Raw genomic sequence first — 19120 nt, forward strand, 5'->3', positions numbered from 1 at the left:
GGAATATTGTTGAGGGCGGCCGACTGATATTTCAGTCGGCTTTGCTATAAAGACGAAAGCCCTCTTTGCCGCAAAGGCTGTGCTTGCCCAATCTTCGATGATGAGGGATGTACTTATCTTCGGACAACAAAAAGCCGCGATAAATCGCGGCTTTTTAAATTTGGAGCGGGAAACGAGACTCGAACTCGCGACCCCGACCTTGGCAAGGTCGTGCTCTACCAACTGAGCTATTCCCGCAAAATATAGTAATGGAGGCTGCGACCGGAATCGAACCGGTATATACGGCTTTGCAGGCCGCTGCATAACCATTTTGCTACGCAGCCTTTATAAGGACAATAAAAAAGCCGCGATTTGCCGCGGCTTTTCAAATTTGGAGCGGGAAACGAGACTCGAACTCGCGACCCCGACCTTGGCAAGGTCGTGCTCTACCAACTGAGCTATTCCCGCTTGGCTTACTATCCTGCGTATTATAAAAAGATATTTTTTTGTGTCAACAGTTATTGCAGGTTTATTGCCGAAGTCCAGGCTTTTCGGCCTTGGCATTCGCCGGATTCAGTGATCTCAACTTCCGCCCACAGAACATTTTTGTCGGTGGTGTCAGCTTGAGATTGAATCAGTTTTACAGGAGTGTTAAGCGGCATGTGTTTGCAAGCGCCGTCGCGGTCATTTTCTTCGGTATCATCGTAAGCGGCCATGGAGCCGGGAACGGAGACCAATCTTACGGTTGCATTTGGGTCATAAGTGTTGGGGCTTTTCAACACGTAGTTCTGACCGGGAACCATGGCTTTGGCTTGGTGAACAGGCAATTTGGCATCGGAGCCACCACCAAAAATCAAGGCGACCAAGACCAGCGCCGCAGCGCCCACGCCGCCAAAAAATACTTTAGGATTGGATTCTTTCAGTGCCAACAGATTGGCGACGATATTGCCGGCCGCATCTTTTGCCGCTACGGCGGAATCAGCGGCTGAATTTGTTTCCGGTTGCTTAGGCTCTTCAGCTTGATTTTGGGCTTCAGTCTCGTTGTTGTTTTCGTCAAGGCTCATGCGATGTTTCCTCTTAAGCTAGTTATTATTATGGTTAAGTGGTTAAAGTTACCACGCCGTTCGAACATTTCAAGCATTCATTTTTTTAGTTATTTAGTCGTATCTTAAGGGGAACTGTAGCAAAAATGAACAAGCTGGGATAAAAAAGCTGATAGGGCTGCTGGTTTGCTGTCTTTGGATAGTGTTTGGCTATGCGATTATCGAAGTCGGCGTTACCGGTTTAAATCCAAATTTTTTTGATTGCGGTTGTTGTGGTGCTCGGATCTATCTTAGCTTTGTTGGGTGTAGATGATGATTCGCTGTCGCGAAGCTTGATTTTGTATGTCGGTTCTCGGACCGACAACCGAGTAACTTTTCTTTGTTTGGCCAAAGAAAAGTCACCAAAAGAAAAGCTACCCGGATGCCGCTTTTCCCCTGCGTTCCTCGCTTTTGATAGGGGTTGCCGAAAGGGGCTTCCTGCCCCTTCGGCAACGTGCGGCATCCTTGCCGCACCCCTAACGGGCCATTCCTATCAAAATCTCCGGTACTCGGCGCGGCATACGGGACAAAACCAACGCAAGAAATTACAGTCTGTAAGCAGTGTTCATGAGCCCTGCTTATACCTTCGCCCCATTAGTTCATAATGTCTCGTTAACAGGCTGGTGAAAAACCCGCCGATATTTCCCCTTACCCACGATGTAAGTGATTTTTTCGAGTTGAAATCGGTCATGACATCGAGTTTCAAGCGTTTTGCCCCGGTTTCAAGGGCTTTTTATTCGCCTGAAGCCGTCTGTGGACGGTTTTCAGGCGAACTTCACCCTAGGCGGGTGCACTCCACGCCGGTTTCGGCGTGAACACCAATAGGTTGAGCATGCGCGTCAGGTTGTAGGCGGCAAAGCAAAACAAGGCCTGACCCGCGACTTTGGCTAAGCCGATGTGACGGGTTTTGCGCAGGCCGCCGACCGTTTTGACCCAGCCAAAGGCTTCTTCGACGATTTTGCGGCGCTTGAGACTTTGGGCGTAACCTTTGCCGCGAGCGGTCCGGCCATCGACGACACTGCCGGTCTTTTTGCGGGCCACATGGGCTTTGATGTCACGGGACTCGAGTCCGTTGACGAACGCCGCTTGGTCGTAGCCTTTGTCGGCACCGACGCTGCCGCCTTGGGGCACGCGGCGTTTGATCATGTTTTGCGCGGCTTCGATTTCGGCGGTGCCGGTGGCTTGAGTGGTTTCGACATCGACAATCAGGCCGTTGCGATTCTCGGACAAGGCATGGGTGATGTAACGCAGTTTGGCCTCGGTGTATTCGCCTTTCTTGTAAAGCCGGGCTTCGGGATCGGTCGTACTGTGGTGGGTGGCGTTGCTGCGCTTTTCGCCGCTGAAGTCGACCTCGGGATTGCGGCCGGCGGGTTTGTCCGGGCCGCTGCCGTCTTTTTTAACGAAGCTTTTATGCGAGGCCCAGGCTTCAATGAGGCTACCGTCGACGCTGAAGTGTTCGTCGGACACCAGATTTTGCCATTCGGCTATGGCCAGTACCCGCTCAAAAAATTCGCGACTCAGGGCTTCGGACAGCAGGCGTTCGCGGTTGGCGCTGAACACGCTGCGCTCCCAGACAGCATCGTCGATACCCAAACCAACAAACCAGCGAAACAACAGGTTGTAGTCCAGTTGTTCCATCAACTGACGCTCGCTACGGACCGTATACAGGACTTGTAACAGCAAGGCGCGCAGCAGTTTTTCGGGGGCAATCGAGGGACGGCCAGTGTGCGAGTAACGCGCGGCAAAGACGGCATCCATCGAGGCCAGTACGCCATCGACCAACAGCCGTAAACGGCGCAACGGATGCTGCTTGGGAATGCGGTCTTCCAGGTTGATGTAGCTGAACCAGTTGTTTTGGATGGCATCGTGTCCGCGCATTGAAAGGCTCCAAATTTAGGTAGCCTATTTTAACAGTTGGCGGCTCATCTATGCCTTAGCTTACTTGGCTTTTCGAGTTTTTCACCAGCCTGTTAAGCTTTGCGAGTTCCGTTTTAAAGATGCTCATTTTGATTTTTGAGTTTTTAGGGAGGATAGTAGAAGCGGCCTCAAAAACTAATAGTAGCGATTCGCAAGCTGAAATTACAATAAGGCCAAGATTTGTGGTGTCGGCGTCTATTTTCATAGCGACAATTCTCCTATCCTTGTCTAGAACGAGGTGTGATTCCAGTTCACGCGAACCTACATGTACTGCGAGACTAAAGATCGGGTACGCGGAATTGTATAAGTCACTCAGACCGGCTTCTTGCGCCCACCATTGGGTCGACTTTTCGGCTATATTTCGCTCTTCAATGTCAGATTTGATTTCTCTTGCGAGGTGTTCAGTTTGCTCGGTTTCAAAAGGCTGGCGTAAACAGGGGCTAAGCAATTTTGACTTATTGATTAATTTCCTTCGGAACGGCTGATCCTCAAGTACATAAATTTCGGCATTTTCTCGGTTTTTTGCAATTGCCGTAATACGAAAAAGAATTTCGAGTAGGCTTCGAGCCAATATCTTCGCTTCTGCCGACAATCCGCGTTCTACTAACAATATACAGCCTTGAAAGGTTGTTAGACCTCGAAGCATTAATGGCGCAAGTAACAATTGTTGCAAGTCACCATCTGGAATTGAGGCGTTCGACGAAAGTTCGTTGGCGTAACGATTAAGTCCATATGCAAAGCTAAAGTAGGATGCAAACTTAGAGTGCAACTCCTGTTTTACCGTCTGTCCTTCTGGATCGAGAAACATGGTGGAGGCCCAACAGTTAATTAAAGGATTAATTCTATCCTAACTGAGTTCTATAACGGGGTTATCCAAAAATACATTTCGCGCCGTATACTGTCGCTATAACCATGGGTTTTTCATTGCTAGTCATACGAATGACAAGCCAATTTTCTTACAGCTCCACCGAAACGCACTGAAATCCTTTCTGCTCCCCGTCATCACTAAGCAATTCAACACGATCATTCTGCCCTGGAAAAAAGAACGCCGCCTCGATATTCAAGTCTCCCAGATCGATATGATCCAGTCGCTCAAGTTTTCCGGAATCGCTGTCCCATAAATACAGCCGATGTTGTTCCAGGCGATCTTTGTTGGCATGGTAAGGTCCGGCGACGATTAGGTATTGATGGTCTTGGCGCCAGGCGATGTCGCGGATGCCTAGGCCGTCTAAATCCAACTCAATAGGCTCGGCGAATTGCGCGGCTTGGTCATGCAGCAGTGCCAATGGGTTAAGCAGGTGTACCAGGATAGCTTTGCCGTTTTTTAGGACGCCGTTTTCGGTGTCGCCGCCGGCTAGCGGGTTTCTAAAGCCGATTAATAAGCCGTGCTCAGGGGTGGCTGCCAAGCCTTCTATGCTTAAGCCGCCTTTGCCTTTGGGTGGTATGCGTTCGGCTTGTTCCCAGTCATAGCGGGCAAAGCGTCGGTCTTGTTTCAGGTCGTTAATCAATTGTGTGTAAATCGAGCCATAACGCTGGGCGCTGAATTTACCCGGTTCGTCTTCGGTTAGATGGATGCCGAATAAGCGCCGCCTAGCCGGCCGTTCGTCGCCTTCGCTGTTGGTGCTGTGCGAGCCTATCCAGAAATAGACATCTTCGATGCGGGCGCCGCCTTCCAGATCGATTTCCTGATGCTTGCCGTCTTTGATTTCGCCATCGAAAACTTCTGACAGGGCAATTGCCGGCTTTAGGGCTTTTTCTGCGTGTTTGTCGAATACGCTGAGTTCGTTGTCTTCGCCGTCCGCAGCGATGAAGTAATGGTCATTTAGGGCTATTGCGCCGGATACATTTGATCGGCCTTTGTAGATTTTTGTATCCATATCAGAATCGCTGGCGAAATGTGGATTTCAAGATAGCTGGCCGGCTGGCGATGCCTGATTAATCCGGCCCTAATATTGTCACTGACGCGCAGCAGGTAGCCCTGTTGCCAAAATGGATTCCCGCTTTCGCGGGAATGACGAAGGGTTGCTGAACTGCGCTGAAGTAAGCTCGGGGGTTACTCGTCCGGGCTGCCGATAAAGCGATAAATCAATGCGCCCAAAACCGCGCCAATAATCGGCGCCAGCCAAAACAGCCAGAGTTGCGCCAAGGCCCAATCGCCGACATAAACCGCCACACCTAGGCTGCGAGCCGGATTGACCGAGGTGTTGGTGACCGGAATGCTGATCAAGTGAATCAAGGTTAATCCTAAGCCAATCGCGATAGGCGCCAGGCCGGCAGGGGCGCGGGCGTCAGTGGCGCCGAGGATGATCAGTAAAAACATCATCGTCATGACCACTTCGGTAATCAACGCGGAGAGTAGGGAGTAGCCGCCCGGCGAATGTTCTCCGTATCCGTTGGAGGCGAAGCCGGCGGCTACGTCGAATCCGGCTTTGCCGCTGGCGATCAGATACAACACGCCGCCAGCCGCAATCGCGCCGACCACTTGAGAGACGATGTAAGGCAACAATTGGTTGGCCGGAAAGCGGCCGCCCATCCACAAGCCAACCGATACCGCCGGATTGAGGTGGCAGCCGGAAATATGGCCGATGGCATAGGCCATGGTCAGTACTGTCAAACCGAACGCCAGCGAAACGCCGAGCAAGCCGATGCCCACATTCGGAAATGCGGCGGCTAATACCGCACTGCCGCAGCCACCAAGAACCAACCAAAATGTCCCGAAGGACTCGGCTACATACTTTTTCATATGACTCTCCTGTGTGTTGTTATTGTTTCGCCTGTTATTGATCGCTTGTTTTTTGTTTAATAATCAATTGGCTAGCGCACTGTATTCTCTGTCTTTGTGTGATGTCAATCACAAAAAACGGCTAGGTTCTTGCTTGGTGCTTGCTATTTCCAGCTAGCTAGCCGGTTGCGCGGAATCGAGAGTGTTTCGTGGCAGCGGGAATTCCGGAAGAATAGTTCGGGAAAGTTTATTTCGTATGGCTAATTTCCCTATTCGATGTGAGAATTAGGGCTTATCAGTGTCCGACATTCTTTTCAGTTAGCCCCCATGCCCGATATTTCCCAGCACGGCCACAGTACCAATTTGATCGGCATGGCGACGGCGTGTTTGGCCAGTCACCTATTTAACGAATACCCCAAGCCCTTGCATATCGCCGGCACCCGGGAGTCCGCGCCCGGACTGTTTGAGCAGTTGGCCGGACAAGCCACGTTGGTGGATTGCGGGCGGATATTTCAAGACTACATGTGTGTGGTATTCGGCTTCGAAACCGAGCAGCGTTTACGCGACGATGCCGAGGGTCGGCGGCGTTACCGCAACAGCTATCTGCGCCTGATTCAAGATTGGGGTCTGGATTCCAATAACGCTCAAGGTGCGGTACTGAAGGGGTGGGTGGAAAGCCGCTTTGGCCTGTTCCCCAATTACCATAAACAACAAATCAGCAGTTTCATGAGTAAGGACTGGGTAACTTACATCGAAGAAAAGATGAACAGCCGCTACCACAATAATTGCATCTACATGCAGTTGGATTTGTTATATGAGTTTTGCCAGTGGGTGATCGAGCGCTTTCAGGTGCCGGCTGCAACCCACAAAACCCTTTATCGAGGGGTCAATGCCTTGGGCGATTGGAGCCGCGAGCACAAGATTGTGCATTTCAACAGCATTGTGTCGTTTACCGACCGCTACAGTATCGCCAGCGAATTTGGCAGCTATGTTTTGGAGGTTGAGGTGCCGATGGTGAAGCTGGTGTTTTTTAACGATTTGTTGCCGCACCACGCCTTGCGCGGCGAGGCCGAATATTTGGTGATTGGCGGCGATTATCGAGTGAAGGTGTTGCGATGAATGAGCAATTAATGGATCGGGCCCTGGGTGCTTACCTGGGTTTTGCTTGTGGTGACGCGCTGGGTGCGACGGTGGAATTCATGTCGCCGAAGCAAATTCAGAGTCGTTACGGCGTGCATACCGAAATGATAGGCGGCGGCTGGCTGGGTTTGGAGCCGGGGCAGGTGACAGACGATACGCAAATGTCGCTGGCCTTGGGGCGGGCTATCATTGAGCATCAAGGTTGGAATTTGAAGTCTGTGGCCGACAATTTTCTCGCCTGGTTGGAAAGCGATCCGCCGGATGTGGGCAATACGTGCCGACGCGGCATCGTGCGGTATCGTGATGAAGGTGTATTGATGGGATTGCCGCGTGAAGATGACGCCGGTAACGGCGCCTGTATGCGTAATTTGCCGGTGGTGTTGGCGACGCTAAATCGGCCGGATGATTTCGAATTATGGAGTCTGGAGCAGAGCCGCATCACCCATAACAATCCATTGTCCGACGCTGCTACGCTGGCATTGGGTCGAATGACTAACCGGTTGATTCATGGACAACCTGTTGAAGTCTGTTTGCTGGAGGCCAAACGCTTGATCAACCAATACAGCGAATTTGCCTACCACCCTTATCCGAGTAAAGCCTCGGCCTACATCGTCGATACCGTGCAGACGGTGCTGCATTATTTCTTCAATACCGATAATTTCGAATCCTGCCTAATAGCTACCGTGAATCAGGGCGGTGATGCGGATACGACGGGGGCCTTGGCCGGGATGTTGGCAGGGGCCAAGTATGGATTGGCGCAGATTCCGGGACGGTGGTTGGGCCAATTGGATAGTCGGGTCGGTGCAGAAATACGCGGGCAGGTAGCGACACTTATCAAGATGAATAACTGATAAGCACGCCGGCGGTTTTTTGTGTCATTCGATATGCAGATGGCTTGTCGTTAACCAAGTTAGTATGGTTATGTGGATAGTAAGCTGATTTCCGGTCCAGGCCGAGGATTGTTGTCGACTCAGAACAAGCTGGTTGGGTGCGTTATTTCCTGATTCGCGGCAATCGGCCTAGAATAGCCGGTTCATATCTACTGTCATTGGTCATCGATGAAAGATAAATCGTTTACTTTCGAACAAATTCATATCGAAGTCGCCCGCAATGCATCTGACGATTTCAACTTGTTTCACGACAAGCATAAATGGCTGCAGGTCACGCACAACCCGTTTAAAGGCCCGATCGTGCTGGGCTTTCAGTTAAATACTTTGATCGAATATCAGATGCGCTTATACCGGGAGGCGCATCACGAAGACCAGATTATCGCCGACAATCAGCTGCGTTTTAGTAATTATCAGATCATCTTTGTTAATGCCTTGCGGCCGCGGCAAGAGATGACGCTGGATATTAAAAAGACCTTGATTGCGACAATACCCGAGCTGACTTTGACCAATCGCATCGCGATCAAGTCGCAAGGCAAAACCATTTTGCTGGGGTATAAAAAAGAAACCAAACAGCCTTTGTTTTTAGCGGATACTGATTTAAGCGGTCTGCCGGATTTGAATGCCCTATGCGATAAAACCGTGGTGCCCGGCACCGAGTTTTTTTTAAAGCGCAAGTGGATGAATAACGGCAACGTGAAAAACTTTCTATCCGGCTCGTTTGCGGAACAGTCGGATTATTTCGACGAGTTGTTGCAGGTGGCGCAGTATCCGGAAGTGTTTCCCTGCAGTTTGACGTCCGGCGCGTTGCTGGAGAAGGCGCAGTTGGAAAACCACGACTTCAAACGCAATCCGATGGTATACACCTCTCACGACATTTCAGTGGATCGCGTGCATCTGGCGACGTTGAAAAACAACGACAAGCTGCATATTCTGGTCAAGCAACTGCCGGAGTCGCCGGATAAAACCCTGAATCACACCAGTATCATGCTGCGTACCTACGAATGTTTTGGCGTGTTGGAGAACCAGGCGGTTTTGTTCCGGATCAAACTGAATTTGGTGCCTTTGGAAGAAATTATTAAAAATTTGAGCGGGAAAACATAGCCTCAGGCCGCGAATCGCCTAGTCGCGGGCGAATGTTGTGAATTTTTTGGAACATAAAGTATAATCCGCGCTGTCGTTAGGCAAGGCCAGTGACGAGATTGCAAATTCAATTAATACAACACTAAAGATAAGGTAAGTGCTCGCAGTCAGGCATTTGCATTGTTCGAGGAAAAAAATATGAGTAATATCGAAGAACGAGTAAAAAAGATTGTCGCAGAACAATTAGGCGTAAAAGAAGAAATCGCGAACGATGCGTCTTTTGTTGACGATCTTGGTGCTGATTCTTTAGACACAGTTGAACTCGTCATGGCTCTGGAAGAAGAATTCGAATGCGAAATTCCAGACGAAGAAGCTGAAAAAATCACCACAGTCCAATTGGCTATCGATTACATCAACGCCAATCTGCAGTAAGTTGTTTCCAAAAGTTAGTGGGTGCTTGCCATCCACTAGCCGGTTTATCTCCCTTCTCTGGTTGTCTTCTTTTTTTACCGGTAGTTTACTGTGAGCACACGTCGAGTTGTTATAACGGGCTTAGGCGCCATTACGCCGTTAGCCAATAATGTTGCCGATACCTGGGATGGCATTGTCAACGGGAAGAGCGGCATTAGTCCGATCGATTCATTTGACATATCCCCTTTTGCAACGACGTTCGGCGGTGTCATCAGAAATTTCAATATCGGCGACTATATAGCCGAGAAAGATGCCAAACGCATGGACGGTTTCGTGCATTACGGCATTGCAGCGGGTTGCCAGGCGATTGAGGATTCCGGTTTTGAAGTCACCGAAGAAAATGCCGAGCGGATCGGTGTGGCTATCGGCGCCGGCATCGGCGGCATTACCGGTATTGAAGAATGCTATGCCACCTACGTGGCCGGCGGACCAAGACGGATTTCGCCTTTCTTTGTGCCGGGCAACATCATTAATATGATTTCCGGTAATCTGTCGATCAAATATGGTTTGAAAGGCCCCAACTTTGCCATCGTCACCGCCTGTTCGACGGGTACGCATAATATTGGCGACGCTGCGCGCCTGATCAAATACGGCGATGCCGATGTGATGGTGGCCGGTGGTGCAGAGCGCTGCACGACCTCGCCGACCGCGATGGGTGGATTCGCTTCGGCAAAAGCCTTGTCGCGCCGTAATGACAGCCCTACCACTGCTAGCCGCCCCTGGGACCGCGACCGTGACGGTTTCGTCCTCAGTGACGGCGCCGGCGTAGTGGTCCTGGAAGAACTGGAGCATGCCAAGGCGCGTGGGGCGAAAATTTATGCGGAGCTGGTTGGCTACGGCATGAGTGGCGACGCATACCATATTACTTCGCCGTCTGAAGGTGGCGAAGGCGCTGCGCGTTGTATGCGCAACGCGATGCGTGATGCTAAAGTTAATCCTGAAGACGTGCACTACATTAATGCCCACGGCACCTCGACGCCGGCTGGGGATATTGGCGAAACGCATGCCATGAAGTTGGCGCTAGGCGATCACGCTTATAAATTGGCCGTTAGTTCCACCAAGTCGATGATCGGTCATTTGTTGGGTGCTGCCGGGGGTATCGAAGCAGTATTGACGGCCCTGGCTATTCAGCATCAAATCGCGCCACCCACCATCAATTTGGAAAATCCGGATCCCGAGTGCGATCTGGATTACGTTCCGAATATCGCCAGAAACATGCACATCGACGTCGCTATTTCCAACTCGTTTGGCTTTGGCGGTACCAATGGCTCTCTGGTTTTCAAACGTTACCAATAAGCGCTTCCGCTTCCGCAGTGTCTGGCTATGTTTTTATTAAACGGCGAGCACAGACACTGTGTCGATGTTTCTGATCGAGGTTTTCAATACGGCGACGGTCTGTTTGAAACCATCGAAGTCTTGCAGGGCAAGCCGCTGTTTTTTGACCGGCACCTAAAACGCTTGGCCGAAGGCTGTCGGCGATTGCTGATCCCGATGCCGGATAGCGCCTTGCTCGATGCTGAAGCCCGGCAATTGAGCAAATCCAGCGAGCGGGCCGTGTTGAAGTTGATCGTGACGCGAGGCAGCGGTGGTCGCGGTTACCGGCAGCCAGAGCAAGTTATCCCTAGCAGGCTGTTCAGCCTGCATCCTTACCCCGATTATCCCCTGCAATTTCAAACAGACGGCATCGCCGCGCGTTTTTGCGAACAGCGTTTGTCTTTGAATTCTAGCTTGGCCGGTATCAAACACATGAATCGACTCGAGCAGATTTTAGCCAGAGCGGAATGGCAGGATGATTCAATTCAAGAGGGTTTGATGTTGGATACTCAAGACCGGGTCGTGGAAGGCACGATGAGTAATCTATTCATCGTCAAGTCAGGCAGTTTATACACGCCGCCGTTAGGGCAATGCGGCGTTGCGGGTATTGTGCGGCAGCTGATCATGGCATTCGCGCAGCGCATCAAGCTACCGTTGTTTGAGCAAGCAATCGATCAAACTGCCGTTTTGCACGCTGACGAGCTATTTGTCAGCAACTCGGTAATCGGTATCTGGCCGATTAAACGGCTGGAAGCGCAAGTTTTTAGTGTCGGCGCCATCACCCGGCGCTTGCAAGACTTGCTCAACGCAGCCCGCATGGCAGAGGTATAGCAGTGTTTAGAAGCATTATCGCATTTACATTATTGATGGTATTGGGTTTGGTGTCGATTTGGGCCGGCATGCACTATCAACTGATTCTCAAGAAGCCGGTCGTCATGACCGAAACCGTGATTGAAATTAAAAAAGGCGATACGCTGGAATCGGTGGTGAAAAATCTGCGTGCCCAGCAGGTGACGGTGAATCGCTTATGGTTTCGGTTGTTTGCCTATCGGAAAAATCTCGACCATTTGTTGAAGGTGGGTGAGTATGTGTTAGCGAAAGGTTCTACCGCCGCCGACATTCTGCAACAATTGACCGATGGTAAAACCCGCAAGTATTCGATTACGTTTCCCGAGGGTTGGTCCTTCAAGCAAATGTTCAATACCATCAAAAACAACCCCAACCTGCAACACACGCTGACCGATAACCAATTGGAAGACCTGATGGCGCAAATCGGCTCGGATAAGAATCATCCGGAGGGTTTGTTTTTTCCCGACACCTATTTCTTTGAAAAAAACACCTCGGATGTCGATTTGCTGAAACGCGCGCATGATCGCATGCAAGCGGTGTTGAACGAAGAATGGCAAAAACGCGACGACGGCGTGCCCTTGGAAAACCCTTATGAGGCGTTGATTTTGGCGTCTATCGTCGAAAAAGAGACCGGCGCCGGCGAAGAGCGCAGAAAGATCGCCGGGGTATTTGCTAGGCGTTTAAAGAAAGGCATGTTGCTGCAAACCGATCCGACCGTAATTTATGGCATGGGCGATGATTACCACGGCGATATCCGGCACAAGGATTTGCGCGAACCCACGCCCTACAACACCTATATCATCGAAGGCCTGCCGCCTACACCGATTGCGATGCCGGGCAAGCAGGCGATAGTAGCCGCCTTGCATCCAGATAATAGTGATGCTTTGTTCTTTGTCGCCCGCGGCAATGGCCGCCATGCGTTTTCTTCGACCTTGGCGGAACACGAAAAATACGTCGATCAATATCAACGATGACTTACGGTCGATTTATTACGCTGGAAGGTGGTGAAGGCGTTGGCAAGTCCACCAATTTGCAATTTATCAAACAGCTGCTGGAAGAACGAGGCATCCGGTTCGTGCTGACCCGCGAGCCGGGTGGTACAGGCATTGCCGAAAAGATTCGCGGGATTTTGTTGGAGCGGCAAGCGGAAAGTTTGACCGAGCAAGCCGAGTTGTTGTTGGTGTTTGCCGCTCGTGCTCAACATATTCAACAAGTGATCTTACCGGCGTTGCAGCAAGGGCAGTGGGTGGTGTGCGACCGTTTCACTGACGCTACTTATGCGTACCAGGGCGGTGGCCGCCATATGGATCTACAGACCATAGCTTGGCTGGAAAATACCGTGCAGGGTACGCTTAGACCGGATTTGACCTTAGTCTTCGATGCGCCGATAGAAATCGGCATGCAGCGCGCCAAGCATCGAGGCGAGCTGGACCGCTTTGAAACCGAACAGTTGGCGTTTTTCGACCGGGTCCGGCAAGCGTATTTACAACGCGCCGCGACGGATTTGCGTCGTTACAAAATTATCGATGCCAGTTTGCCGCTCAGCGAGGTGCAACAGCAGTTGCGCCTTGAGTTGGCAGGCTTGTGGGCCGATTGATGTCTACCCAACTGCAGGTTTACCCCTGGCAACAGGATAATTGGCGGCAGTTGCACGGTTATATCGAGCAACAACGCCTCCCGCAAGCCTTGCTGTTTTCCGGCGCGGCAGGGCAAGGCAAACGGCATTTGGCCGGATATTACGCTCGAACCCTGTTGTGTCAGGCGCCGCTGGCCGATGCGAGTGCCTGCGGTCATTGCATTGCGTGTAAATTGTTCGATGCGCAAACCCATCCCGATTTTCTAGTGATAGAGCCCGATGAGCCTGGCAAGGCCATCGGTATCGACAAAATCAGGCAGTTGATTGTGAAGCTGGCGTTGAAGCCGCAATATGACGATGCCTACCGCGTGGTGATTATTCAGCCGGCCGACGCCTTGAATACGGCTTCGGCGAATGCGTTTTTGAAGTGTCTGGAAGAGCCGACCGAACGCACTTGTTTATTGTTGATCAGCGAGCAACCGAGCCGTTTGCCGGCGACGATTCGCAGCCGTTGCCAGAAAATCGATTGCGTAACCCCTGCTCACGAACTGGCAATCACTTGGTTGCGGCAGCAGCGTGTCGGAGAGCAGGCCGATCTGCTATTAACATTAGCCCAAGGCTCGCCTCTATTGGCCAAACAATACGCCGAACTCAATATGATTCAGCTCCGGCAGCAGTATTTCGACGCTTGGTGGCAAGTGGCACAAGGCAAAGAGAATCTGTTAACCGTCGCCGAACTCTGGCAAAAGCAGGAAAAGATTGATTTGGCCGTGGTGTTGCGCTGGATGGCAAGCTGGGTTGCTGACATTGTTAAATGTGCTTACCGGGCGGAATCGCCGGCGCTTAGCAATCCGGATCTGAAAAATGCCTTGCAAGCCCTTGCCGAGCGGCTAGAATTGAAGCGCCTCTATCGGTTTTACGATAATGTGCTTACCACCAAATCGCAATTGAACACGCAACTTAATAAACAATTGATGGTCGAGCAGCTATTGATTAGCTGGTCGCAACTGAACAGACACTGAGCGTATGGCAGAATCAGCAGCACCCAGACAAGGTATCCTGTCCTTATCGATCAAGGATAAAAACGCGCTGTATGCGGCGTACATGCCCTTCGTGAAAAATGGCGGCTTGTTCATCCCGACCAAACGCGAATACGAGATGGGTGAGGAAGTGTTCATGTTGCTGAATTTAATGGACGAAACTGAACGCTTGCCGATTGCTGGTAAAATTATCTGGAAAACGCCGTCCGGCGCGGAAGGCTATCGTGCCGCCGGTATTGGCGTGCAATTCAGTGATCAGGACGGTGGTGCGGCGCGCAATAAAATCGAAACCTATCTGGCCGGTGCATTAGAATCCGACCGCTCCACCCACACCATGTAAACGCTTTTGTGGGCGGACTTTGCCGCTTGTCTTTACTTTTCTAAACTCATGTTCATCGACTCCCACTGCCATCTTGATCGTATCGACTTGGCGCCCTACGCTAATGATTTCAATACCTTTATGCAAGCGGCACGCGCGGCCCAGATCAGGCATATGCTGTGTATTGCTATCGATATGGAAGCCTATCCGGCTATGCTGGAGCAAGTCATGCCGTATTCGGACATCTCCTTGTCGGTGGGCGTGCATCCAAATGTTCATGATGGGCGTGAGCCCACGCTGGATGACTTGCTGCAGTTGGCCGATAACGAAAAAGTGATCGCCATTGGTGAGACGGGGCTGGACTATTTTCGTAGCGAGGGCGATTTGGAATGGCAGTTTCAACGGTTTCGCACCCATATCGCCGCCGCCAAGACACTCAACAAGCCTTTAATTATCCATACTCGCGAGGCTGGGCAGGATTCCTTGGATGTTTTGCGACAAGAAGGCGCGGACCAAGTGGGCGGGATTATCCATTGCTTTACCGAGGATTGGGCTTATGCTGAAAAAGCATTGGATTTGAATTTTTATATCTCTTTTTCCGGTATCGTGACCTTCAAGAACGCAGAAGCCATCAAGGATGTGGCGCGTAAAATACCCGCTGACCGTTTTCTGATTGAAACCGACTCGCCGTATCTGGCACCGGTCCCGTATCGCGGTAAACCGAATTATCCGACCTATGTCCGCTATGTGGCGGAACATATTGCGGATTTGCGCGGAACCTCTGTCGAAGCCATTGCCGAGCAATCGACCGAAAACTTTTATCGCCTGTTTGCCGGTTCTTCGGCCGATAAGCTACGCCGGGCCAGCTAAAAAAAACGACCGGGTCCATGTAGCGATGGACCGGTCGTTCGGAGAGGTGGGGTATAACTCTCATTCCCCATAGGGGCGCATACAAGAGTTGCTTGCAGTTTACTGAAGCGGCACCGTCCTGAAAATGTGGCATTTTGCCGCGTGGCAAATTGTCGCTGCCCTGGCGGTTAACCTAATTCCTTGAAGTGCCGTCATGACATCAATCTACCTTTTATGCCCTGGGTTATAGCTACGTTATTTTTCTCGCAATATGTGTATAGAATCAGTTAGTCCGCTAGGGGTTTTTCAACTCCAGCGCTTACCTTTTCGCCGAAATGAACTGCTGCGGGCTTGGGACGCTGCAGACGAATATCTATTAAATCACCTAGCTGCCGCAGGCATTGCCGAACTTGCCAATATGGTCATCCTCAACGATAGCTTCGGTGCGTTGGCGGTTTCGCTCAGCGCTTACCGGCCAACCGCTATGTCCGATTCCTGGCTTTCGCAGCAGGCGACACGTATTAATCTGGCATTGAATCGCATAGACCACGAGCAAGTGCGCTTACTGGATAGCTTGTCGCTACCGGAAGCCGGCATTGATTATCTACTGATTAAAATTCCCAAAACGCTGGCGCTGCTGGAATATCAACTGCATGCACTAAAGCCTTTGTTAAAAGCCGATTGCCAAGTGATAGCCGCCGGCATGGTGAAGAGCTTGCCGCCCACTGCCTGGAAATTGTTGGACCGGTTGGTCGGTCCGACGCAACCTGCTTTGGCGGTAAAAAAAGCCCGGCTGATTTTTGCCCGGGTGGAGCCAAATCTGCAATTGCCTGTCAACCCTTATCCGACGCGGTATCCATTGGAAAACAGCGATCTTACGGTTTGTAATCATGCCAATGTGTTTTCCCGCGATAGCCTGGACATAGGCACTCGTTTTTTATTGGAGCATCTGCCGCAAAATCCCGAATATTGCGATTTTATCGATTTGGGTTGCGGCAATGGGATTGTCGGCGTGATGCTGGCAAAGCAAAACCCGAATGCACGAATAAGGTTTATCGACGAATCGTTTATGGCTATCGCCTCGGCCAAAGAAAATTTTGCGGCGGCTTTTGCCGATAGTCGGCAGGCCAATTTTTTAGTTGCCGACTGTTTGAGCGATTACCCGGAGAACAGTGCAGACTGCATAGTCTGTAACCCGCCGTTCCATCAACAGCACACCATAGGTGATCATATCGCTTGGCAGATGTTCCGGCAGGCGCATAAGGTGTTGCGTAAGGGCGGTGAGTTACGGGTAATCGGTAATCGCCATTTGAACTATCATCTGGCGCTGAAGAAATTATTCGGCAATTGCCGGCAGGTGGCGGCTAATGCCAAGTTTGTGATTTTCAGCAGCGTGAAGGTTTGAGCTATTCGATATTTTTATAATGTAAGGATGAAATCTGTTCGGAAACGATGCCGATTAGAAAGATAAACAAGGACGACAAAAACAGTACCGCGCTCATATTGGTAAATCGGTTTTCCGTGAAGTAGGTGTAGCCGTAATAGCCGGCTCCCAAGCTAAATACTATGCTGCTGATGGGTAAAAATAGCCGCATGGGCGAGAACAGCACCCCAATCCGTAAGATAATAATAAAAAATCGAAAACCGTCATGCATCAGCCGGATATGGCTTTTGCCGCTGCGTTTGCCGGCGTGGATAGGAATGTAGGCTACCGGGAAGCCGGAACGAAAAAACGCCATTGTGCTGGTGGTCGGATAAGAAAAACCGTTGGGTAACAAGTAAAGAAATTTGCGGAATTTGTTGGCTCGGGCCGCACGAAATCCGGAGGTAAGATCTTCTATTTTGTGCCCGGTCATCATTGATGCCAGCTTATTGTAGAACTTATTCGCCAGACGTCGGAATAATGAGGCATGGCTACCGGCGTTTCGGGCACCGACCACCATATCGTAGCCGTCGTTCAGTTTGTTAAGCAACGCCGGAATGTCGCCGGGGTCGTGTTGTCCATCGGCATCCATAAACACCAAAATATCGTTTTTTGCATGTCTGGCTCCGGTTTTAATCGCCGCACCGTTGCCCATGCTGTAAGGGTGATCAATCACTGTGACACCGGCCGCGCGAGCGATGGCGGCAGTATCGTCCGTCGAGCCATCGTTTATCAGCAGAATTTCCGCATCCGGGTACAGCAGATGTAACAGCGGTAAAAAGGACGGCAGATTTTTAGATTCGTTTTTCGCGGGGATGACGATGCTGATCGACGGGATGTTATTCATGAAAATCCAAAGGTTGGCAAGGAAACATGCCGAAATGTGGACAACAGTCTAGCAGAATTAAAGGGTATCGACAGCTGGGGTCGATTTATCGAAACTGGTCTTTCAATAGGCGTAATTGCCTGAAAACCGCCAAGTCGGATTGGTCTGTCATGCCGATATTGCTGCGAATGCCGAGGTCGTGCGCCCTAAAAAAAGGGTTGGTCGCCAATTCCAGGCCGATAGTCGAGGGAAGGGTGGGGCGGTTTTGTTGGCGAAGTTCGGCGACTTGATCAATTCGCTGTCGCAATTGCGGATTGTCCGGATCAACCGACAACGCAAAAAGGCCATTTGCGGCGGTATATTCGTGGGCGCAGTAGATGCGGGTTTCGGCCGGCAAGGCTTTCAGTTTTTCCAACGAATGCCACATCTGTTCGGCGCTGCCTTCGAACAACCGACCGCAGCCTAGCGAAAACAAAGTGTCGCCGCAAAACAAAGCCTGGCTATCGGCGCTGTAATAAACGATATGACCTACGGTATGGCCGGGTGTGTCGATGACCTGAAAGCACTGATTGCCGAGTTTAACTAGATCCCCGTCGCCGAGCAGGATGTCAATGCCGGGGATACGCGCCTGGTCGGCTGCCGAGCCAACGATCTTGCAGCCGGTTTGCTGCTTGAGTTGTAAATTGGCGCCTATATGGTCGCTGTGATGATGGGTATTAAAAATGTAATCAAGTTGCCAGGATTTTTCGACTAAAACATCGATAACCGGATCGGCAACGGCGGGGTCAATCACGGCGGTCAATCCGGAATACGTGTCTTGTAATAGATAAATGTAATTGTCTTGTAGAACCGGTATTTGCAGGATTTCTAACATTTATCTATGTGCAATAGTTAATCAATACTTATTTTCTGGCAATGAAGACCATTTGGTGACAATGGTAAGGATCGATTTTTTCAAAAACAGGCTGAATGAAGTTTGGCAGCGGATATAAGCCAAAGCCATACCCCGTGACTTGTGAGAAACCAATAGTGTTTAGATATTTTTTCAGCGTCAAGTAACTGAATACCACTAAATGGCGGTGAACAGGTGTATCGGACTCGGTATCCCAGTGAAGTTCATCTGCGCTGACCTTAAAAACTTCCTCCGATTTCAGCAAAATATCCGAGTCGGGGTGTGGGCCGCTAGAGGGCATTTTTCCGGCAAGAATCAGGGCGGCGGTGAAATAAGTGCTAATGTTTGGGGTTAAAAGCACCAGTTTGCCCCCTGGCTTTAATGTTCTATGCGTCTCTTTGAGAAAATGACAGCCATTTAGTAAATGTTCCAAAACAGAAAGCGCGAATACACAGCTGAATTTGTCGTTTTCGAAAGGCAGCTTTTTATTCAGATCGCCCTGCTGAACATTAAGCTGCTTTAACCGGGCCGCATTGACGCTGTCACTATCCCACTCGATGCCGTGATATTGAGCGTGGGTTAAACCTATTTCGGTAGCAAGGCGATCAAACCAGTAGCCGCTGTTGGCACCACAATCAAGACATGCTCCGCCATTCTCTTTTAGTGCCGATACTATCTCCCTGGCCGCCAACGCATACGCTTCCGACATCGTGCGTTGGTACAAGGATTTGAAATAGCTTTGTAACATCTG

The 19120-nt window shown here is 50.7% G+C and carries 20 protein-coding genes and 3 tRNA genes; 12 read left to right on the top strand and 11 right to left on the bottom strand.

Going from position 1 to position 19120, the window contains the following annotated elements; genetic code table 11:
* Positions 1 to 161 precede the first annotated feature (161 nt).
* The 8 genes from JWZ98_RS04520 to aqpZ form a co-directional block, all read right to left on the bottom strand.
* A tRNA-Gly gene (locus JWZ98_RS04520) sits at positions 162 to 237 on the bottom strand.
* Positions 238 to 249: 12 nt separating this feature from the next.
* Positions 250 to 323: transfer RNA gene (locus JWZ98_RS04525), tRNA-Cys, on the bottom strand.
* 48 nt (positions 324 to 371) lie between these two features.
* Positions 372 to 447 (bottom strand) — tRNA-Gly (locus JWZ98_RS04530).
* A gap of 50 nt (positions 448 to 497) precedes the next feature.
* A complete protein-coding gene (locus tag JWZ98_RS04535) occupies positions 498 to 1043 on the bottom strand; it encodes a hypothetical protein (protein ID WP_205453434.1) in 546 nt (181 codons plus the stop codon).
* A 798-nt stretch (positions 1044 to 1841) separates the two neighbouring features.
* Positions 1842 to 2939: an IS5 family transposase gene (locus tag JWZ98_RS04540; RefSeq protein ID WP_205451336.1), complete on the bottom strand. Its 1098-nt coding sequence runs from the start codon at positions 2937 to 2939 to the stop codon at positions 1842 to 1844.
* A 55-nt stretch (positions 2940 to 2994) separates the two neighbouring features.
* On the bottom strand, positions 2995 to 3786 hold the full coding sequence (locus JWZ98_RS04545; protein ID WP_205453435.1) for a DUF5677 domain-containing protein: 792 nt from the start codon (positions 3784 to 3786) through the stop codon (positions 2995 to 2997).
* A gap of 148 nt (positions 3787 to 3934) precedes the next feature.
* Complete coding sequence (locus tag JWZ98_RS04550) at positions 3935 to 4855, bottom strand: DUF3616 domain-containing protein (RefSeq protein ID WP_205453436.1); 921 nt, start codon at positions 4853 to 4855, stop codon at positions 3935 to 3937.
* 176 nt (positions 4856 to 5031) lie between these two features.
* Complete coding sequence (gene aqpZ / locus JWZ98_RS04555) at positions 5032 to 5721, bottom strand: aquaporin Z (protein WP_205453437.1); 690 nt, start codon at positions 5719 to 5721, stop codon at positions 5032 to 5034.
* 306 nt (positions 5722 to 6027) lie between these two features.
* On the opposite strand from aqpZ, the gene JWZ98_RS04560 reads away from it, so the two are divergent.
* The 12 genes from JWZ98_RS04560 to JWZ98_RS04615 all read left to right on the top strand — a co-directional run bounded on the left by JWZ98_RS04560 (position 6028) and on the right by JWZ98_RS04615 (position 16633).
* On the top strand, positions 6028 to 6819 hold the full coding sequence (locus JWZ98_RS04560; protein WP_205453438.1) for an NAD(+)--dinitrogen-reductase ADP-D-ribosyltransferase: 792 nt from the start codon (positions 6028 to 6030) through the stop codon (positions 6817 to 6819).
* Entirely contained in the window at positions 6816 to 7691 is an 876-nt protein-coding gene (draG, locus tag JWZ98_RS04565) for an ADP-ribosyl-[dinitrogen reductase] hydrolase (RefSeq protein WP_205453439.1), read from the top strand. Before JWZ98_RS04560 ends, draG begins: the two co-directional genes overlap by 4 nt.
* 207 nt (positions 7692 to 7898) lie before the next feature.
* A complete protein-coding gene (locus JWZ98_RS04570) occupies positions 7899 to 8831 on the top strand; it encodes a hypothetical protein (protein ID WP_033157120.1) in 933 nt (310 codons plus the stop codon).
* 177 nt (positions 8832 to 9008) lie between these two features.
* On the top strand, positions 9009 to 9242 hold the full coding sequence (gene acpP, locus JWZ98_RS04575; protein WP_013820083.1) for an acyl carrier protein: 234 nt from the start codon (positions 9009 to 9011) through the stop codon (positions 9240 to 9242).
* Positions 9243 to 9332: 90 nt separating this feature from the next.
* Positions 9333 to 10577: a beta-ketoacyl-ACP synthase II gene (fabF, locus tag JWZ98_RS04580; RefSeq protein WP_205453440.1), complete on the top strand. Its 1245-nt coding sequence runs from the start codon at positions 9333 to 9335 to the stop codon at positions 10575 to 10577.
* Between the two features lie 27 nt (positions 10578 to 10604).
* A complete protein-coding gene (pabC, locus tag JWZ98_RS04585) occupies positions 10605 to 11426 on the top strand; it encodes an aminodeoxychorismate lyase (RefSeq protein ID WP_205453441.1) in 822 nt (273 codons plus the stop codon).
* A 2-nt stretch (positions 11427 to 11428) separates the two neighbouring features.
* Complete coding sequence (gene mltG / locus JWZ98_RS04590) at positions 11429 to 12418, top strand: endolytic transglycosylase MltG (protein ID WP_308441626.1); 990 nt, start codon at positions 11429 to 11431, stop codon at positions 12416 to 12418.
* Entirely contained in the window at positions 12415 to 13041 is a 627-nt protein-coding gene (tmk, locus tag JWZ98_RS04595; RefSeq protein ID WP_205453442.1) for a dTMP kinase, read from the top strand. Before mltG ends, tmk begins: the two co-directional genes overlap by 4 nt.
* Positions 13041 to 14042: a DNA polymerase III subunit delta' gene (locus JWZ98_RS04600; RefSeq protein ID WP_205453443.1), complete on the top strand. Its 1002-nt coding sequence runs from the start codon at positions 13041 to 13043 to the stop codon at positions 14040 to 14042. The genes tmk and JWZ98_RS04600 overlap by 1 nt, the downstream gene beginning before the upstream one ends.
* Before the next feature lie 4 nt (positions 14043 to 14046).
* Entirely contained in the window at positions 14047 to 14400 is a 354-nt protein-coding gene (locus JWZ98_RS04605; RefSeq protein WP_033157114.1) for a PilZ domain-containing protein, read from the top strand.
* Positions 14401 to 14448: 48 nt separating this feature from the next.
* Positions 14449 to 15249 carry a TatD family hydrolase gene (locus JWZ98_RS04610; RefSeq protein ID WP_205453444.1) on the top strand — a complete coding sequence of 267 codons (801 nt, stop codon included), beginning with the start codon at positions 14449 to 14451 and terminating at the stop codon, positions 15247 to 15249.
* A 250-nt stretch (positions 15250 to 15499) separates the two neighbouring features.
* Positions 15500 to 16633 carry a methyltransferase gene (locus tag JWZ98_RS04615; protein ID WP_205453445.1) on the top strand — a complete coding sequence of 378 codons (1134 nt, stop codon included), beginning with the start codon at positions 15500 to 15502 and terminating at the stop codon, positions 16631 to 16633.
* 1 nt (position 16634) lies between these two features.
* Here the strand turns inward: JWZ98_RS04615 and JWZ98_RS04620 are convergent, their stop codons facing one another.
* The 3 genes from JWZ98_RS04620 to JWZ98_RS04630 all read right to left on the bottom strand — a co-directional run bounded on the left by JWZ98_RS04620 (position 16635) and on the right by JWZ98_RS04630 (position 19117).
* Positions 16635 to 17498: a glycosyltransferase family 2 protein gene (locus tag JWZ98_RS04620; protein WP_033157111.1), complete on the bottom strand. Its 864-nt coding sequence runs from the start codon at positions 17496 to 17498 to the stop codon at positions 16635 to 16637.
* 85 nt (positions 17499 to 17583) lie between these two features.
* Positions 17584 to 18351 carry a hydroxyacylglutathione hydrolase gene (gene gloB, locus JWZ98_RS04625; RefSeq protein ID WP_205453446.1) on the bottom strand — a complete coding sequence of 256 codons (768 nt, stop codon included), beginning with the start codon at positions 18349 to 18351 and terminating at the stop codon, positions 17584 to 17586.
* A gap of 28 nt (positions 18352 to 18379) precedes the next feature.
* Positions 18380 to 19117, bottom strand: a complete 738-nt coding sequence (locus JWZ98_RS04630; RefSeq protein WP_205453447.1) for a class I SAM-dependent methyltransferase — start codon at positions 19115 to 19117, stop codon at positions 18380 to 18382.
* Positions 19118 to 19120: the final 3 nt, after the last annotated feature.

The sequence above is a fragment of the Methylomonas sp. EFPC1 genome, assembly GCF_016925515.1.
Lineage (GTDB): Bacteria > Pseudomonadota > Gammaproteobacteria > Methylococcales > Methylomonadaceae > Methylomonas > Methylomonas defluvii.

Excerpts from the sequence above, each read along its gene's own strand:
- JWZ98_RS04535 (WP_205453434.1), bottom strand. The coding sequence starts at position 1,043 with ATGAGCCTTGACGAAAACAACAACGAGACTGAAGCCCAAAATCAAGCT.
- JWZ98_RS04540 (WP_205451336.1), bottom strand. The coding sequence starts at position 2,939 with ATGCGCGGACACGATGCCATCCAAAACAACTGGTTCAGCTACATCAAC.
- JWZ98_RS04545 (WP_205453435.1), bottom strand. The coding sequence starts at position 3,786 with ATGTTTCTCGATCCAGAAGGACAGACGGTAAAACAGGAGTTGCACTCT.
- JWZ98_RS04550 (WP_205453436.1), bottom strand. The coding sequence starts at position 4,855 with ATGGATACAAAAATCTACAAAGGCCGATCAAATGTATCCGGCGCAATA.
- aqpZ (WP_205453437.1), bottom strand. The coding sequence starts at position 5,721 with ATGAAAAAGTATGTAGCCGAGTCCTTCGGGACATTTTGGTTGGTTCTT.
- JWZ98_RS04560 (WP_205453438.1), top strand. The coding sequence starts at position 6,028 with ATGCCCGATATTTCCCAGCACGGCCACAGTACCAATTTGATCGGCATG.
- draG (WP_205453439.1), top strand. The coding sequence starts at position 6,816 with ATGAATGAGCAATTAATGGATCGGGCCCTGGGTGCTTACCTGGGTTTT.
- JWZ98_RS04570 (WP_033157120.1), top strand. The coding sequence starts at position 7,899 with ATGAAAGATAAATCGTTTACTTTCGAACAAATTCATATCGAAGTCGCC.
- acpP (WP_013820083.1), top strand. The coding sequence starts at position 9,009 with ATGAGTAATATCGAAGAACGAGTAAAAAAGATTGTCGCAGAACAATTA.
- pabC (WP_205453441.1), top strand. The coding sequence starts at position 10,605 with ATGTTTTTATTAAACGGCGAGCACAGACACTGTGTCGATGTTTCTGAT.
- tmk (WP_205453442.1), top strand. The coding sequence starts at position 12,415 with ATGACTTACGGTCGATTTATTACGCTGGAAGGTGGTGAAGGCGTTGGC.
- JWZ98_RS04600 (WP_205453443.1), top strand. The coding sequence starts at position 13,041 with ATGTCTACCCAACTGCAGGTTTACCCCTGGCAACAGGATAATTGGCGG.
- JWZ98_RS04605 (WP_033157114.1), top strand. The coding sequence starts at position 14,047 with ATGGCAGAATCAGCAGCACCCAGACAAGGTATCCTGTCCTTATCGATC.
- JWZ98_RS04610 (WP_205453444.1), top strand. The coding sequence starts at position 14,449 with ATGTTCATCGACTCCCACTGCCATCTTGATCGTATCGACTTGGCGCCC.
- JWZ98_RS04615 (WP_205453445.1), top strand. The coding sequence starts at position 15,500 with ATGTGTATAGAATCAGTTAGTCCGCTAGGGGTTTTTCAACTCCAGCGC.
- JWZ98_RS04620 (WP_033157111.1), bottom strand. The coding sequence starts at position 17,498 with ATGAATAACATCCCGTCGATCAGCATCGTCATCCCCGCGAAAAACGAA.
- gloB (WP_205453446.1), bottom strand. The coding sequence starts at position 18,351 with ATGTTAGAAATCCTGCAAATACCGGTTCTACAAGACAATTACATTTAT.
- JWZ98_RS04630 (WP_205453447.1), bottom strand. The coding sequence starts at position 19,117 with ATGTTACAAAGCTATTTCAAATCCTTGTACCAACGCACGATGTCGGAA.